General features: G+C 68.9%; 14 protein-coding genes. 8 read left to right on the top strand and 6 right to left on the bottom strand.

Going from position 1 to position 16,290, the window contains the following annotated elements; genetic code table 11:
- The first annotated feature begins 18 nt into the window (after positions 1 to 18).
- Positions 19 to 450: a thioesterase family protein gene (locus BO221_RS23705; protein WP_073562744.1), complete on the top strand. Its 432-nt coding sequence runs from the start codon at positions 19 to 21 to the stop codon at positions 448 to 450.
- A 159-nt stretch (positions 451 to 609) separates the two neighbouring features.
- Here BO221_RS23705 and BO221_RS23700 read toward each other — a convergent pair whose 3' ends face one another.
- Positions 610 to 1,491 (bottom strand): diadenylate cyclase, encoded by an 882-nt coding sequence (locus BO221_RS23700; protein ID WP_073562743.1) that lies wholly within the window; start codon positions 1,489 to 1,491, stop codon positions 610 to 612.
- Positions 1,492 to 1,627: 136 nt separating this feature from the next.
- Here BO221_RS23700 and BO221_RS23695 point away from each other — a divergent pair, with 136 nt between their 5' ends.
- Complete coding sequence (locus BO221_RS23695) at positions 1,628 to 1,990, top strand: TraR/DksA C4-type zinc finger protein (protein ID WP_043398472.1); 363 nt, start codon at positions 1,628 to 1,630, stop codon at positions 1,988 to 1,990.
- 67 nt (positions 1,991 to 2,057) lie between these two features.
- Here BO221_RS23695 and BO221_RS23690 read toward each other — a convergent pair whose 3' ends face one another.
- Entirely contained in the window at positions 2,058 to 2,825 is a 768-nt protein-coding gene (locus tag BO221_RS23690; protein WP_198956172.1) for an FHA domain-containing protein, read from the bottom strand.
- 128 nt (positions 2,826 to 2,953) lie between these two features.
- Here BO221_RS23690 and BO221_RS23685 point away from each other — a divergent pair, with 128 nt between their 5' ends.
- Positions 2,954 to 4,846, top strand: coding sequence for a serine/threonine-protein kinase (locus tag BO221_RS23685; protein ID WP_073562741.1), 1,893 nt, complete (start codon positions 2,954 to 2,956; stop codon positions 4,844 to 4,846).
- A 15-nt stretch (positions 4,847 to 4,861) separates the two neighbouring features.
- Here BO221_RS23685 and BO221_RS23680 read toward each other — a convergent pair whose 3' ends face one another.
- On the bottom strand, positions 4,862 to 5,950 hold the full coding sequence (locus BO221_RS23680; RefSeq protein WP_073562740.1) for an FHA domain-containing protein: 1,089 nt from the start codon (positions 5,948 to 5,950) through the stop codon (positions 4,862 to 4,864).
- A 119-nt stretch (positions 5,951 to 6,069) separates the two neighbouring features.
- Between BO221_RS23680 and BO221_RS23675 the strand changes: the two genes are divergently transcribed.
- Entirely contained in the window at positions 6,070 to 8,292 is a 2,223-nt protein-coding gene (locus BO221_RS23675; protein WP_073562739.1) for a bifunctional (p)ppGpp synthetase/guanosine-3',5'-bis(diphosphate) 3'-pyrophosphohydrolase, read from the top strand.
- 185 nt (positions 8,293 to 8,477) lie between these two features.
- Positions 8,478 to 8,864 carry a RidA family protein gene (locus BO221_RS23670; RefSeq protein ID WP_073562738.1) on the top strand — a complete coding sequence of 129 codons (387 nt, stop codon included), beginning with the start codon at positions 8,478 to 8,480 and terminating at the stop codon, positions 8,862 to 8,864.
- Between the two features lie 75 nt (positions 8,865 to 8,939).
- Here the strand turns inward: BO221_RS23670 and BO221_RS23665 are convergent, their stop codons facing one another.
- Entirely contained in the window at positions 8,940 to 10,916 is a 1,977-nt protein-coding gene (locus BO221_RS23665; RefSeq protein ID WP_073562737.1) for a thioredoxin domain-containing protein, read from the bottom strand.
- A gap of 195 nt (positions 10,917 to 11,111) precedes the next feature.
- Between BO221_RS23665 and BO221_RS23660 the strand changes: the two genes are divergently transcribed.
- Positions 11,112 to 11,375, top strand: coding sequence for a sulfurtransferase TusA family protein (locus tag BO221_RS23660; RefSeq protein WP_233166229.1), 264 nt, complete (start codon positions 11,112 to 11,114; stop codon positions 11,373 to 11,375).
- A gap of 101 nt (positions 11,376 to 11,476) precedes the next feature.
- Here BO221_RS23660 and BO221_RS23655 read toward each other — a convergent pair whose 3' ends face one another.
- Both BO221_RS23655 and BO221_RS23650 read right to left on the bottom strand, forming a co-directional pair.
- Complete coding sequence (locus BO221_RS23655) at positions 11,477 to 12,391, bottom strand: ABC transporter ATP-binding protein (protein WP_073562736.1); 915 nt, start codon at positions 12,389 to 12,391, stop codon at positions 11,477 to 11,479.
- A complete protein-coding gene (locus BO221_RS23650; protein ID WP_233166228.1) occupies positions 12,388 to 13,251 on the bottom strand; it encodes an ABC transporter permease in 864 nt (287 codons plus the stop codon). Before BO221_RS23650 ends, BO221_RS23655 begins: the two co-directional genes overlap by 4 nt.
- Positions 13,252 to 13,408: 157 nt before the next feature.
- Between BO221_RS23650 and BO221_RS23645 the strand changes: the two genes are divergently transcribed.
- Together BO221_RS23645 and BO221_RS23640 are read left to right on the top strand one after the other, a co-directional pair.
- Positions 13,409 to 14,845, top strand: coding sequence for a penicillin-binding transpeptidase domain-containing protein (locus BO221_RS23645; RefSeq protein ID WP_073562734.1), 1,437 nt, complete (start codon positions 13,409 to 13,411; stop codon positions 14,843 to 14,845).
- 77 nt (positions 14,846 to 14,922) lie between these two features.
- Positions 14,923 to 16,290: a thioredoxin family protein gene (locus tag BO221_RS23640; RefSeq protein WP_073562733.1), complete on the top strand. Its 1,368-nt coding sequence runs from the start codon at positions 14,923 to 14,925 to the stop codon at positions 16,288 to 16,290.

The raw sequence follows: 16,290 nt of genomic DNA, 5'->3' as shown, positions 1-16,290 counted from the left end.
GAAGCAGGGGCAACCGCCATGTCCGACGTCGAGACCTCCGACCGCTACCGCTACTTCCTGCCCATCACCACCCGTTGGATGGACAACGACGCCTACGGTCACATCAACAACGTCACGTACTACAGCTACTTCGACACCGTCGCGAACCACTACCTCATCCACGAGGGCGGCCTGGACATCGTCACCAGCCCCATCATCGGACTCGTCGTGGAGTCCCGGTGCTCCTACAAGGCCCCGCTCGCGTACCCCGACCGCCTGCGCGCGGGCCTGCGCGTGGACAAGCTCGGGAACCGCTCCGTGACCTACGGCATCGGCATCTTCAAGGAAGGCGAGGAGCAGGCCGCCGCCCACGGTTACTTCGTGCACGTGTTCGTGGACCGGCAGAACCGGAAGGCCGTGCCCATGCCCGAGCGGATGCGGGAGGCGCTTGCGCGGATCTCCGTGGTCTGAGCGCGGAGACGCGGGAGCTCGGTGGGGCACAACCTGGGGGCCGGATACCCTCACCCCGTCCCTCTCCCGGGGGGAGAGGGGATGACGCGCGGTTTTGACGCGCGGTTTTGACGCGCGGTTTTGACGCGCGGTTTTGACGCGCGGTTTTGACGCGGGGGGTTATGTGCGCCGCGCCGTCTGGTGCAGCTCCAGCACGATGTTGCCACCCTTGAAGAGCCTCACCGCTCCCGAGGTCTGGCTCACCACCAGCGCGATGCACTTCGTCGTCGATGTGATGCTCGCCGCCGCCGCGTGCCTCGCTCCCAGCCCCAGCGGAATCTTCACCGCCTCGTCCGAGGCCGACAGGTAGCGCCCCGCCGCCAGCACCACCCCGTCCTCTCGAATCACGAACGAGCCGTCCAGCACCGAGAAGTTCTTGATGGCCTCGCGGATCTTCGGATCCAACACGTTGCGCTCGGCCTCCGACAGACCCTGGAACGGGTTGATCGTCATCTGCCGGCTCTTCTCCATCACGCTCGTGTGGTCCCCGATCGTGATGATCGTCCCGATGGGATGGCCCTCGAAGCCCTCCTGGCCCACTTGCAGCGCCAACTGGATGAGCGCGTCCACCACCTGCGAGTTGAACTCGTCCCCCAGCTTCACGCCTTCGATCGTCAGCCGGTCGTCCAGCGAGCCCCCGATGCGCATCTGCATCAACGTGTCTGGCGAGCGGCCCAGCTTGCCCGTCATGCACAGCACCAGGTCGCCCTCCTTGAAGGCCCCCTGGGAGAGCGCGGACACGAGCGCTACCTTCACCCGCTCGGTGCGGGAGTAGTCGTAGGCCGGTATCACCAGCGCCTTCTGTTTAGTAGCCAACAACTCCTCGGCGATCCGGGGAGAAGTCACCGCGTAGACGAGCTTGCGCTTCGCGAGCTGCCGGCGCAGGTCCTCGGGCGGGATGGGCACGTCGCTGATGTAGAGGAAGTGGTCCACGTCCCCCTTCCCAGCGAGCGAGAGGGCAGCTCGCAGGAACTCCCGGTCGAATTTCGAGGCATCGCTCATTGGGTACGACCTCGCCGCCTGTTTCCATGAAGTGAATCCGGGTCTCCTTGACACCGGACCGCACGTGAATAAAGCTTTCCGGCCCTTTTTTACGGGGTGTTGGGCCCATTTCCCCGCAGCACGGGAGCCTAAGGCTGTGAACCAGAAAGATCTCAAGCGTTACAAGAAGATGCTCGAGGACAGCAAGACGAGCCTGCTGGAGAGCGCCAAGAAGACGCTGGTGGAGGAAGCCAGCTTCGATACCGATGATCTCCCCGACGAGATCGACCAGGCCTCCTCCGAGTACGCTCAGTCGATGGTGTTCCGCCTGCGCGACCGGGAGAAGTTCCTGCTGCAGAAGATCGAGCGCGCCCTGGGCCGCATCGAGGACGGCACCTTCGGCATCTGCGAGCGGTGCGAGGAAGAGATCTCCCCCAAGCGGCTGGAGGCGCGGCCTGTCACCACGCTCTGCATCCGCTGCAAGGAGGAGCAGGAGAAGAAGGAGAAGTCCTACGGCTGAGAGGCCGTGGTAGGGCAGGGGCGCTCCCCCCACGCACGGGCCCGCGTGAAAGCGCTCCTGCCGCTCGTCAGGCCGCCAGTTGGATCTCCACCCGGAGCAGCTGGCGGCCGATGAGGAAGTGGTCCCCGTTGTCCACGAACACCGGACCCGTCAGCCGGATGAACGTGCCGTTGGACGAACCCACGTCCCGCACCCGCAGACGGTCCTGCTTCACACTCAGCAGCGCGTGACGCCCCGAGACGAAGCCGTCCGTAGGGAAGCTGATCTCCCCCTGCTCGCGCCCCAGCTGGTTGTCGCCTTCCTTCAGCGGGAAGGCCGCCCCGCGCAGCCCACCCTCCAGAATCTGCACCAGCCGCAGCCGGTAGCCCGGATCCGTCGAGCCCCAGATGTGGGCGCCGCCCGGACCCACCGCCGCCGCGGGGATGGGCTCGAGCACCAGCCGCTGCCGTCCCAGGCGCAGCTCTCCGCCCACCGGCAGCTCGCGCTCCTGGCGCAGGCGCACGAAGACGCCATTGGCGCCTCCCACGTCCTCCACCGCCAACCTGCCTCCCGAGAAGAAGAAGCGCGCCTGCTCGGGCATGATGAAGGGGTCATCCGTCAACGTCAGGTCCCCCTGGGGGCCGCAGGTGAGGGTGTCCCCCGTCATCCGCACCACCGACTCGGGGCCGCCATCCGCCCGGACCACCCGGAGGGCCACCTGGGGCCTGGCGGCCAGCTTCGGCGCGGCCATCACCATGGTGCCCGAGCGCATGGGCGAGCCACAGGCATGGCAGGTGGAGGCGTTATCGGGGTTCTCGGCGTCGCAACGGGGGCAGTAGGAGGCCATGGCGGGCAGAGGTACATATCAAGCCCGGCCAGGGGTTGCTCGGGCGCTGAACATTGCCCGTCCACCTTGCGGGCGACCCGATGCTCGTGGGAAGTTCGGGGGCCAACACCCGATTCCTGCATTCCGGGATACCCCCCTTGCATTGCCCCAGCTGCGGCGCTGACGCCGGTGACGCCTCGAAGTATTGCCCCTCCTGCGACTCCCCCCTCTCGCGTGGGGAGCCGGAGGAGTACATCGGGCGCACCATCGCCCAGAAGTACCAGGTGGAAGCCCTCATCGGTGAGGGCGGCATGGGCAAGGTGTACCGTGCCCGCCAGGTGGCCCTGGACAAGCTCGTGGTGCTCAAGGTGCTGCGCCACACACTCCTGGGCGATGACCGCACCGTCGCCCGCTTCAAGCGCGAGGCCAAGGCCGCCAGCCGCCTCAACCACCCCAACTCCATCAGCATCCTCGACTTCGGCATCGCCGAGGACGGCGCGCTCTTCATCGCGATGGAGTTCGTCCCGGGGCAGGACCTGCACACCGTGCTCAGCAAGGACGGTCCGCTCCCCGAGCAGCGCATCGTCCGCATCGTCAGCCAGGTGCTCTCCGCCCTCTACGACGCGCACAACGCCGGCGTCATCCACCGGGATCTCAAGCCCGAGAACATCATGGTGGAGCAGCGCCGCAACGAGCCGGACTTCGTGAAGGTGCTCGACTTCGGCATCGCGAAGATCCAGGACTCCGAAGGGGAGGGGCCCGCCCTCACGCGCACCGGCTTCGTCTGCGGCACCCCCGAGTACATGTCCCCCGAGCAGGCCCGCGGCGGCTCGTTGGATCACCGCTCGGACCTGTACGCCGTGGGCGTCATCCTCTACCAGCTCCTCACCGGCCGGCTGCCCTTCGAGTCCGACTCGGCCGTGGGCTACGCCACCAAGCACCTCACCGAGGAGCCGCTTCCGCCGTCGCGCAAGCGCTCGGACATCCGCGTGTCGCCCGCCATGGAGCGGCTCATCATGCGGGCCCTCTCGAAGAGCCCGGATGACCGGCCCCAGGACGCCGAGGCCTTCAAGGCCGAGCTGGTCGCCGTGGAGAAGGAGCGCGAGCGCCGTTCCAGCGCCTCGCCGGCCGTCCGCCGCAGCGGGGCCGCCCAGGGTGTGCTCGCGCCGCTGCCGCGCAGGGCCACGCCGCCTCCCACCGGGGTGAGCACGGAGGTCACCGACCCGGGTTGGGGCGGTGAGTCCGATGCCACCGTACGCGCCATGCCCGAGCGCATGCAGCCCGAGCGGATGCCGCCCGGCGCCGCCCTGGCCCGGGCCTCGGCGGAGCGCACGCAGCTCGCCCCTCCGAACCGGCCCGCGCCGGAGCGCGAGCGGCCCCACCCGGCGCCCCTCGCCGCCGTGCGGTCCGCGACCGATCGTTTCCCCCCGGAGCGGCCCCCGCTCGAGCGCGCCACCACCGAGCGTTCCCTCGTGGAGCGCTCGCCAGCGCCCACCGTCAACTCGGCGATCATGCACGACAAGACGGAGGCCCTCGTCGCCACCATCCCGGAAGCGGGCGGCGGCTTCGGCTTCCTCAAGGCCTTCGTCCTCACCCTGGCGCTGGTGACGATCGGCCTGGTGGCCTGGTGGATGTACACGAACTGGCAGAACCAGTCGCAGGAGCAGCCCTTCGTCCCGCCGAAGAACGCCCCCATCCCGGGACAGGAGTCCGGAGCCTATGTGCCCGCTCCGAGCGCGCCGCTGTACGAGCAGGACTTTCCGAACGACAAGCGCAACCCCCGGGAGGCGCAGCGGCGGCAGCAGGCCGGTTACGCCGCCTTCAAGCGTGGCGACTTCGAAGCGGCCGCCACCGAGTACTCGGCCGCCTTCGCCGCGGCTCCGTCTCCGGAGCTGTCGCTGATTCTGGGCGAGATGTACTGGGCGCTCGAGAAGCACGACGAGGCGCGCGCCTGGTGGAAGCGCCACCTGCGCGACCTGCCTGCTTCCCAGGCTCGCGCCACCCTGTTGAGCAAGGAGCCGCAGCTGGCCTCGGCGGCCGGGAGCCGCTAGCCCCCGGCCCGCGCCTCAGCCCATCAACTCCACCTGGACGATGTGCTGGCCCAGGCGCACGCGATCCCCGGGGCGCAGCGGCCGATCCACCGACGCGGCGATGCGCACGAAGGTGCCGAGGCCTCCAGAGAGGTCGCGCAACTGGGCACCGGCGGGCGTGAAGCTCAGCTCGCAGTGCCGGCCGGCCATTCCGTCTTCCTGCGGGTAGGTGAAGTCGCAGTTGGCCTGGCCGATGGTGAGCAGCGGCGCGGACGTCACCACCGTGCGGCCGCTGCGGCCACCCACCAGGACTTCCTCGACGCCGTACACCCCCTGCCCGGGAGGGACGGGGGCTCCGTAGACGGTAGGGCGCCCGGCGAGGGGTGGCGGGGCCTCGAGCTTGCCGAGGAACCGGAAGAGGCGCTGGCCCGCACTGAAGAAGGACATGGGCGGGATCGTCTCGGCACCGGGGATGGTGACGTAGACGCCCGAGGCGCTGGACTCATCGCGCACATGCAGCACGTTGTCCTTGATGAGGAAGGTGGCGTGCTGGGGGGAGACGAAGACGTCTTCCGCGAAGAGGATGGCCCCGCGCGTCCGGCCCACGCTGCAGCCGGTGACGGGCAGCTTGAAGCGCTGGCCCCGGGTGGCTCCAGCGACCACGGCCAACCCGAAGCGGGAGGCGGCGGGGACGGGACGGGCCGCCGAGGCGGGCGCGGCGGCCGGCTTGGGCGCGGCCACGGGAGGCGCCGAGGGGGGCACGGCGGGGCGCGTCAGGGGCAGGGGCGCCGCCGGGGAGCGGGGCGCGGCCACGCCGGGCGCGGCGCGGGTGGCCAGGGGGATGCCTCCAGCGGACGCCACGGGGGGTGGGGTACGGGAGGAGGCCGGACGGAGACCAGGCGGGGACTCGGGCGAACGGCCGAGCCCTGGGGGCACCCGGGACGTCCCCGGGCCAGGCTTGCCCGCGGCGGAGGCGGGCGGGGTCCTCGAAGGTGGCGGCTTCGCCGTGGCCGGCGCCTCGCTCAGCGAGGTGCCGCAACTCGCGCAGACCTCGGCGCGAGGGGGGTTGTAGCCGTCACAGTTCGGGCAGACCACGGCAAGGGCGGACAGCAGGAGCTGTGACATGGGCAGATCGACTCTAGGAGTGGCTGTAACGCCGGGTCAACGAAAGCGAGCCCCGCGCGAATCCCGAGGTTGTGACGTTGCCCCCCCTGGGGGCGGCAGTTAGCATTGCTGACGATTCGATGATTCGCCTCAACGACATCCTCCAGCGGGTTGCCTCCTATCATCCGGACCCCGATCTGGACATCATCAAGAAGGCGTACGTCTACTCGGCCAAGGTTCACCAGGGCCAACTACGCAAGTCGGGAGAGCCTTATCTCATCCACCCCCTGGAGGTCGCTGGCCTCCTGGCGGAGCTGAAGCTGGATGAGGCCTCCATCGTCACGGGCCTGCTCCACGACACCATCGAGGACACGCTCGCCACCTCCGAGGAGCTCACCGAACTCTTCGGCCCCGAAGTCGCCCAGTTGGTCGACGGGGTGACCAAGCTGTCCAAGTTCTCGGCCTCGGCCACGCTCTCCCAGGAGGAGAAGCAGGCGGAGAACTTCCGCAAGATGATCATCGCGATGGCGCAGGACATCCGCGTCATCCTCGTGAAGCTGGCGGACCGCACCCACAACATGCGGACGCTGGATCACATGGCCGAGGAGAAGCAGCGCCGCATCGCCCAGGAGACCCTGGACATCTACGCGCCGCTGGCCAACCGCCTGGGCATCAGCTGGATCAAGACCGAGCTGGAGGATCTGTCCTTCCGCTACGTGAAGCCCCAGGACTTCCTCGCGCTGCAGGACAAGCTCAACAAGCGCAAGAAGGAGCGGGAGAAGTACATCGAGGAGGTCAGTGACCTCATCCAGAGCAAGCTGGAGGAGCGTGGCCTGAAGGGCGACGTGAGCGGCCGCTTCAAGCACGTCTACAGCATCTACAAGAAGATGAAGTCGCAGGGGATCGAGTTCGAGCAGATCCACGACATCATCGCCTTCCGCATCCTCATGCCCGCGGTGCCCAGCTGCTACGAGGCGCTGGGCCTGGTGCACCAGCTGTGGAAGCCGGTGCCGGGACGCTTCAAGGACTTCATCGCCATCCCCAAGCCCAACATGTACCAGTCGTTGCACACGACGGTGGTGGGGCCGCTGGGCGAGCGGATTGAAGTGCAGATCCGCACCCCGGACATGCACAAGGTGGCCGAGGAGGGCATCGCGGCGCACTGGGCGTACAAGGAGGGCAAGGCCCTCACCGTCAGCAAGGACGACGAGAAGTTCGCCTGGCTGCGCCAGCTCATGGAGTGGCAGCAGGACCTCAAGGACCCCAAGGAGTTCCTGGAGACGGTGAAGGTGGACCTCTTCACCGACGAGGTCTTCGTCTTCACCCCGAAGGGGGACGTGAAGAGCCTGCCGCGCGGGGCCACGCCGGTGGACTTCGCCTATGCCATCCACTCGGACGTGGGTGGGCGGTGCGTGGGCGCCAAGGTGAACGGGAAGATCGTCCCGCTGCGCTACAAGCTGAAGAACGGGGACACAGTGGAGGTGCTCACCAGCCCCCAGGCGCACCCGTCCAAGGACTGGCTCACCTTCGTCAAGACGAGCCGGGCCCAGCAGCGCATCCGCGCCTTCATCAAGCAGCAGCAGCGCGAGAAGAGCCTGCAGCTGGGGCGCGAGCTGCTGGAGCGGGAGCTCAAGCGCTACCAGCTCAACTTCAACAAGCTGCTGAAGACCGGCGCGCTGAAGAAGACCTGCGAGGAGCTCGGCTTCCGGGTGGAGGACGATCTGCTGGTGGCCCTGGGCTACGGCAAGGTGGTTCCCAACCAGGTGATTGTCCGCGTGGTGCCGCCGGAGAAGCTGGCGGCCAGCTCGGGTGATGGCAAGTCCACCTCGGCGGAGGCCCAGGCGCAGAGCGGCGGCGGTAGCAGCAGCATGCTGCCGGGGCTGTCGAGGGTCACCGACTTCGCCAAGAAGCTGGTGGGGAAGCAGAACAGCAGCGGAGTCCAGATTGGCGGAGTGGACGACGTGCTGGTGCGCTTCGGACGCTGTTGCAACCCGGTTCCGGGCGATCCCATCGCGGGCTTCATCACCCGGGGCCGGGGCGTGACAGTGCACACGGTGGGCTGCGACAAGGCGCTGGCGACGGATCCCGAGCGCCGCGTGGACGTGTCCTGGGACGTGCGGGGCGACTTCAAGCGCCCCGTCACCCTGCGCGTGCTGACGGCGGACCGGACGGGCCTCCTGGCGGATATCTCCAACACCTTCTCGAAAAAGGGCGTGAACATCTCCCAGGCCAATTGCCGGGCCACGGGGGATGACCGCGCGGTGAACACCTTCGAGGTCATCATCTCCGACCTCAAGCAGCTCACCGATCTGATGCGCACCATCGAGCGTCTGCCGGGCGTCTTCTCCGTCGAGCGCATTTGAGGTGCTGCGGAGGGCCGCGTCACTCCTCTCCCTCTCCCCTCGGGAGAGGGCCGGGGTGAGGGTGCCCGTCACCGTTCTCCACCCGGCGTCCCACCCCTCCAAGGGGTTGGCCGTGCGCCGGGCAGATGCTAGAGCCGCCGCGGACGCGCGGCCGCTCCTGGCCGCCTCGTATCCGAGGTGAACTCATGGCTCGCAAGATTGTGCACTCCGACGACGCGCCCAAGGCGATTGGCCCCTATTCGCAGGCCGTGCAGGTGGACTCCGGGAAGATGACCTTCCTGTCCGGGCAGATCCCCCTGGATCCCAAGACGATGCAGATGGTGGAGGGGGACGTCATCGACCAGGCCGAGCAGGTGATGAAGAACCTGGGCGCGGTGCTGACGGCGGCGGGCCTGGACTTCTCGCACGTGGTGCGCTGCACCATCTTCCTCACGGACCTGGGCGACTTCGCCAAGGTGAACGAGGTCTACGGCCGCTACTTCACCGGGGCGCCCCCGGCTCGCGCCACCGTGCAGGTGGCCGCGCTGCCCCGCGGCTCCAAGGTGGAGATCGACGCCATCGCGGTGTCCTGAGGGAGCACCCGCAAAGAGAAAGGCCGCCGGACCCATTTCGGTCCGACGGCCTTTTTCATTCACCGGAGGCGGGGATTACTTCTGGTCCGCCGCGACGGTGCCCTTCTTCTTCGCCAGCTCCTCGTCGATGACGCGCTTGAAGGCCTCGAAGGGCTGCGCGCCGACGACCGAGCGGCCGTTGATGAAGAAGGTGGGGGTGCCGTTGACGCCCACGCGGGTGGCCTCGTTCATGTCCGTGGTGACCTGGGCGTCGTACTTGCCCGAGTCGAGCGCGGCCTTGAACTGGCCCATGTTCAGGCCCAGCTCCTGCGCGTACTTCTCGAGCGAGGCGCGATCCAGGGCGCGCTGATTGGCGAACAGCTTGTCGTGGTACTCCCAGAACTTGCCCTGCTCGTTGGCGGCCAGCGCGGCGGCGGCGGCCGGCTTGGCGTTCGCGTGGAAGGGCAGCGGCTGGTTCTTGAAGGCCACGCGGACCTTGCCCTTGTACTCGTCCTCGATCCGCTTGAGCGCGGGCAGCACGCGGCTGCAGAAGGGGCACTCGAAGTCGGAGTAGGCCACGATGGTGACCGGGGCGTTCTTCGGACCACGCACGGGGGCGTTGCCCACCTCGATGTTCTGCACGGGCGGCTCGGCCGGGGCCTGCGCCTGGGGAGCGGAGCCGTTGGACTTCACGCCCTCCTCGACCGCCTTCGCGTACAGGTCCGCGGGCTTGGTGCCGGCGGCCAGCAGCTTCTCGGCGCGGGCCTTCTCGTCCTCGATGATCCGCTTGAAGTTGTCGAAGGGCTGGGCGCCCACGAACTCACGGCCGTTGACGAAGAAGGTGGGGGTGCCATTGGCGCCCACCGCGGCGCCGGCGGAGGCGTCGGCCTCCACCTTCGCGCGGAACTTGCCGGAGTCGAGCGCGGCCTTGAACTGGCTCATGTTCAGACCCAGCTCCTGGGCGTACTTCTCGAGGTTGGCGCGATCCAGGGCCTTCTGATTCTGGAACAGCTTGTCGTGGTACTCCCAGAACTTGCCCTGCTCATGGGCGGCCATGGAGGCCTCGGCGGCGGGCTTGGCGTTCGGGTGGAAGGACAGCGGCTGGTGACGGAACACCACGCGCACGTCCTTGGGGTAGGACTCCTTGATCTGCTTGAGCGTCGGGCCGACGCGGCTGCAGAAGGGGCACTCGAAGTCGGACCACTCGACGATGGTGACCTTGGCATCCTTGGGGCCGAAGGAGGGGGAATCGGCGGGCACGTCCACCTTGCGGTAGGCCTGCGCCGGAGCCTGCTGCTCCTGCGGAGCCTTGCTGGGAGCGGACTCCACGCCCTTGGCGATGATGGCGGCGTACACCTGGCTGGCGGGGGTGCCCGAGCGCGTCAGGGCCTCGGCCTTGCCGAGCTCCTCGTCGATCAGCGCCTTGAAGTTGTCGATGGGCTGGGCGCCGGAGAGGAAGCGGCCGTTGATGAAGAAGGCCGGGGTGCCGTTGGCGCCGAGCTTGCCGGCGAGGGCCTGGTCACGGTCGATGATGGCGGAGAACTCGGGCTTGGCCAGGTCCGTCTTCCAGCGGGCGACGTTCAGGCCGATCTCCCCGGCGTACTTCTCCAGGTCCGCGTCCTCGAGGGCCTTCGCGTTGGCGAAGAGCTTCTCGTGGTACTCCCAGTACTTGCCCTGCTCACCGGCGGCCATGGCGCCCAGCGCGGCGGGCTTGGCGCGCGGATGGAAGGAGAGCGGGTTCTGCTTCATGACCACGCGCAGCTTGTTGCCGTAGTCCTTCTGGAGCTGCTTCACCGTCGCGTCGGCGCGGGAGCAGAAGGGGCACTGGTAGTCGGAGAACTCGACGAGCGTGACGAGCGCGTCCGCGTTGCCCTTCACGGGCGAGCCGTCGATGGGAACCTTGAAGACGGTGGGGTCCACCTGCCGGGCATTCTGGCGGGGCGCGTTGGCGGCAGCGGCCGCCGTGGGCTTGTTGGCAGCGGCGGAAGCCGTGGTTCCGCCGTTGATGGCGCGGCCACCGGCGAATCCCAGCACCAGGCCCACCAGCAGGGCCACGATCACATTGGGTTTCATGAGTCTGTTCTGCTCCTAGAGTACGTCGTCAGGTCCGACTGCGATCCCGGGCTTTATCAAGTCAGCAGGGCGCGGGTAGATAACAGAGCCCGTTCCGAGCACGCAAGGCGGGCAGGCCTGCTCGGACTGGGTGAAGACGCCACCCAGGGCCCCGGAAACACAAGGGTTTTCGGTGAAAATTCCTCCAGCGGTTCCGTGCTCCAGGCCTACACTGGGCCCATGCAGCCGGACGTGCGAGTGGACGCCTCGGGGACTTACTGTCCCGTTCCCATCCTGGAGATCGCCAAGGCCGTCCGCCGGCTCGCCCCGGGGACGCTGGTGGAGCTCGTGGCGACCGACCCCGGGGTGCAGTCCGATCTGCCCGCGTGGTGCGAGGCCACCGGTCACGCCCTGCTCGGCCTGGAAAGGCGCGGGGCGGCCTGGGTGGCCTGGGTCCGCAAGGCGGACGGAGGGGCGTGAGAGGAGGCGGGGCACCATCGGACGCTGGTGACCTGAACCGCCCCGGAGTTTCATCCCGGATTTTCCGGGGGATTTTTTTTCCGCCCCCGGATGCCTGCCCGCTACGTGAGCTGCAGCACCCGCTCCTCCAGCCGGCGGCCCCGGGAGACGCCCAGGATGAGCACCCCGGTCTGGAGCAGGTGGCCCACGACGCGGCTGATGACCTCCTCGGGCTGGTGGGCCTGACCGTCGAAGCGGACGTGGAGCAGCGTCTCGCCCTCCATGCGCGCCGAAGTGACGCCGGGCAGGGCCTCGAGCTCCGGGATGATGACGGTGCCACGGGCCACCTGGACGCGGAACTCGGCGGACTGGCCGGTGAGCTCGGTCATGGTGCCGGCCTGCGCCAGCTTGCCCCGGTCGAGGATGGCCGCCGCGTCGCACAACTGCTCCAGCTCCTGGAGGTTGTGGCTGGAGACCACCACCGTGGTGTGCTGGTCCTTCAGCTCGCGGATGACCTGACGCACCTGGTTGGCGATGCGCGGATCCAACCCGGCGGTGGGCTCGTCGAGCAGCACCAGCGGCGGACTGCCCATCAGGGCCTGCGCCAGGGCCGTGCGCTTGGCCATGCCGTGGGACAGTGCGTGCGTCTCCACGCCCCACGCCTCGATGAGGCCCACCCGCTCCAGGCACGTGCGCGCCTCCTGCTCGGGATTGGCCACGCCGCTCAATTGGGCCCAGTACGTGAGCAGGGGCCCCACCTTCCAGCCTCCGGGCAGGATGGCGTCCTGGGGCAGCACGCCGATCTTCCCCTTGAGGGCGCCATCCACGCGGGGGTCCACCCCCATCACCCGCAGTGTGCCGCTGCTGGGCCGCAGGTAGCCGCACATCATGGAGAAGGTGGTCGTCTTCCCCGCGCCGTTGGGGCCGATGAGTCCGTACACCTCGCCCCGGTTGACGGTCATGCTCACCCCATCCACCGCCACCTTGGGGCCGAAACGCCGGGTGACCTCGACGATCTCGATGGCGCGCTCGCTCACAGGTCCCTCTCCCGCAGGATGACGATGGCGCCGCCGAGGAACAGCACCGTGAAGAAGACGTAGGCCATGCCGCTCACCGCGAACTCGGCCAGCCGGGGATGCAACAGGCCATTGGCGTAGTGGGACGGCGAGAGGTAGCGCACGTACGCCACCGGGCTGTCCTTCGCGGCGAAGCCGCCGATCAGGTTCACCAGCCAGAAGCCGAAGAGCACGAAGATGTTGACGATGAGGCTCAGCGCCGGCGCGCGGAACAGGCTGGAGCACAGCGTGGTGAGCGCCAGGTACGAGAGCGAGAACACCACCGCCGCCAGCCAGAACTTCAGCAGGTTGAACGCGAAGGACCCCAGGTCGAACTCCGGCGTGGTGAGCCAGGCGTAGACGAAGATGCCGGCGTCGATGATGAGCACCAGCCCCAGCAGCACCGTGGCCTGGGACAGGAACCTGCCCAGCAGCAGCGACAGGCGCCGGGCCCGCACGGTGAGGTAGCGGATGGAGCGCGGGCCCACCTCGCCGCTCACCTGGTCGAAGCCCATGATCGCCACGTAGAGCGGCAGGAAGAAGAGGGTGGCCTTGAAGACCACCACCACCACCAGCGGAACCTGCGCCAGGGCCTCCATCACCGCTTGATCGCCTCCCACCAGGAACCCGAGGAATCCCTTGCTGAACTCCTCCGTCACCTGGCTGGCCGCCGACGCATCCGCGCCGGCCTGGGCGATCTGCATGTCCAACTGCTCACGCAGCGCCCGGGTGATGCCGCCCACTACCAGCAGCACCAGCAGGGAGAACAGGCTGTAGAGCGCCAGCAGCGCCAGTACCCGGGCACTGCGCAGGGTGCGGCGGCACTCGGCACTCCAAACCACTGCAGTCTCATTCAAGACGTTCAAGGCAGGTGGACCCTATCGGGCCCAGGAGGGGCTCGCCAGGATTCTCGCTCTCCAGGGGAACGCTCACAGCGGAATGGACGTCTCGACAAGGGCGGGTACCATGCCCACCCCCCCACTCGCGCGACGGTTCTGCATGATGCTTTCCCGGGTCCTCCCCGCCACGCTGCTCCTCCCCCTGTTCCTCCTGCTCGTTGGCGCGGACGATGGACTTCCGATGGAGGAGGGGAGTGCGCCCGTGGCCGAGGCCGCCTCCCCGGATGCCGGGCTGGCGGACGCGGGCATCGCCGAGGCCACTGACGGCACCGGGAGCGAGGAGTTGCTGGGACTCGTCCCTCCCGTGCCGGTGCCCTCGCGGGAGTCGGATCCGCCCATCACCCGCCTGCGCTCGCTGACGGCGAAGCAGGACGTGCTCGCCCGGGCGAAGAAGGACGCGCAGGGGCGCCTGGTGGTGCCGGGCCCCCAGGGCAACGTGCCGCTGACCATCGATCCGGTCCTCCAGTCGCAGCTCACCGGCATCCTCTCGCAGTACCGCGTGCCCTATGGGGCGGTGGTGGTGGTGGAGCCCTCCACGGGCCGCGTGCTGGCCATGGCCGAGCACTCGCGGGCCCAGCCGGGGTTGCGCGGACTGGCCACGCGCGCCGTGTTCCCCGCGGCCAGCATCTTCAAGATCGTCACCGGCGCCGCGCTGCTGGAGGCTGGGGTGACGCCCGATGCCGAGACGTGCTTCCACGGCGGCAAGCGGCGGCTCTCCGAGAAGCTGCTGCAGGACAGCGAGCGGGATGGCCAGTGCCACTCGCTGGCCGAGGCCATGGGCAAGAGCGCCAACGTCATCTTCGCCAAGCTGACGCAGCGCTACCTGTCGCCCAAGGCGCTCAAGCACGCGGCGGCCCGCTTCCACTTCAACCGGGAGCTGTCCTTCCCGGTGCCCACGGACGTGTCGCTCGCCGCCGTGCCGGAGGAGGACGAGTTCCGCCTCGCCCAGACGGGGGCGGGATTCGGGGACGTGTACCTCTCGCCGCTGCATGGCGCGCTGCTGGCGTCCGTGGCGGCCAACGGGGGCGTGTGGAAGGACCCCGTCCTCTTCGATACCGGCGCGGAGGCCCAGGCCGGCAAGCCCGCCGAGCAGGTGCTGTCGCCCGAGGTGGCGCGTGACCTGGCGACGCTGATGGAGGCGACGGTGACGAAGGGCACGGCGCGCCGCATCTTCCGCGAGCGGGGCATGGGCGTGCCGGGCGCGGTGGGCAAGACGGGCACGCTGGCGGACCGCAATCCCTTCCGCGACTACTCGTGGTTCGTGGGCTTCGCGCCCAGGGACAATCCGAAGGTGGCGGTGGCGGCGGTCATCGTCAACGAGCCCATCTGGCACATCCGGGCCACGTGGCTCGGCCGTGAGGCCATGCGTCTGGGGCTGGCGCGCCTGCCTCCGGGTTCGCTCGTGGCTCCCGCGAAGGACGAGGAGCCGCAGGAGCAGGCCCCCGCGGAGGAGGAGTCCGAGGAGGAGCTGTCCTCCGAGCCGGTGGCCGGAACCCCCGCCGAGCCGGGCAGCAAGTCGGCGATGACGCGGCCCTGAGGAGGCGCGCTCCCTCTCCTCCTGGGCCGGGAACTTCCAGCTCCGGGTGATGTCTTCTCCGCGCAGGAGGAGACCCAATGCGCCTCGCCTGGACATCGCTGTTGCTGTTTTCCGCTCTCACCGTGGGCTGTGCGACGGCCCCGAAGGACCCCGGGGCTCGAAGCACCGCGTCCGTGACCGGGTCGATGCCGGAATTCATCGAGAACGACTACGCGGCGGCCCTGCGCGAAGCGAAGTCCCGCCACCTGCCGCTCCTCGTCAAGGTCTGGGCTCCCTGGTGCCACGCCTGCCGATCGATGCAGGCCAACGTCCTGCCCCATCCCTCGGTGGCACCGTTCGCCGCGCGCTACGTCTGGCTGGCCATCGACACCGATGCGCCTGGCAGCGCCGGGTTCCTCCAGCGGTTCCCGATCGACACCTGGCCCACGGTGCTCGTGCTCGACCCGGAAGGAGAGACCGTTCTGGCACGCTCGGTGGGCGGAGCCTCGGTCGAACAGTTCGTGGGCCTGCTCGAGCACGGCCTGCGCGCCTCCCAGGGGCAGCTCGTGGACTCCGACAAGGTGCTTGTGCTCGCGGATGCCCGTGCCGCCGCGGGGGCCCACGCCGAGGCGGCGCTCGCGTACCAGGAGGCCCTGAAGAAGGCTCCAGCGGACTGGCCGACCCGGGGCAGGGCCGTCACCTCCCTGCTGAAGTCGCTCGGCGCCGCCGGAGAGAGCGTGCCGTGTACAGAGGCCGCCCTCGATGAGCTTCCCCGTCTCCGCGCCGCCGAGGACCAGGTCCGGGTCGCGGCCACGGGGCTCGCATGCGCCCTGGACATTCCCGAGGGTGACAGTGCCGCGCTCCGGAGCCGGCTGAGCCTCGTCGCGGGCAGGGCCCTCCAACTGCCCCCAGAGGCCGTGGATCCCGACCTCCGCTCCAGCCTCTATGAAAGCCTGGTCGAGGCTCGCCAGATAGACGGCGACGACGCCGGAGCCATCGCCCTGGCCGAGGAGTGGCTCGGCTTCCTGGAGCGAAGCGCCGGGCGGGTACGGACCGCGCAACAGAAGACCGTCTTCGACGGCCACCGGGTGATGGCTGCACTGTCCATCGGCCGGCCCGAGCAGGCCGTGCCCGCGCTCGAACAGAGCGAGAAGGAGCTCCCGGGTGATGACAACCCACCGGCACGGCTGGCGATGCTCTACCTGGCGGCGGGCCGCCTCGACGAGGCCCTGAAGGCGAACGGCCGGGCGCTGGCGCTCGCGCGAGGTGCCGCGCGGATGCGCGTGCTGTCCCTGCGCTCGGACATCCTCTTCGCCCGTGGTGACCGCGCGGGTGCATCGGAGAGTCTCGAGCGGGCGATTGCCGAGGGCCGCACGGCCGTTGACCTGAGCTCCCGCCGGCAACTCGTGTGGCTCGAGAAGAAGCGCAAGAGGTTCGACGCGCCGGAAATGGCTCCGGCGCGCTGA

It is taken from the genome of Archangium sp. Cb G35, assembly GCF_001896145.1.
Lineage (GTDB): Bacteria > Myxococcota > Myxococcia > Myxococcales > Myxococcaceae > Archangium > Archangium violaceum.
Note: the sequence above shows the minus strand (reverse complement) of the source record. Positions and strands in the feature narration are given on the sequence as shown.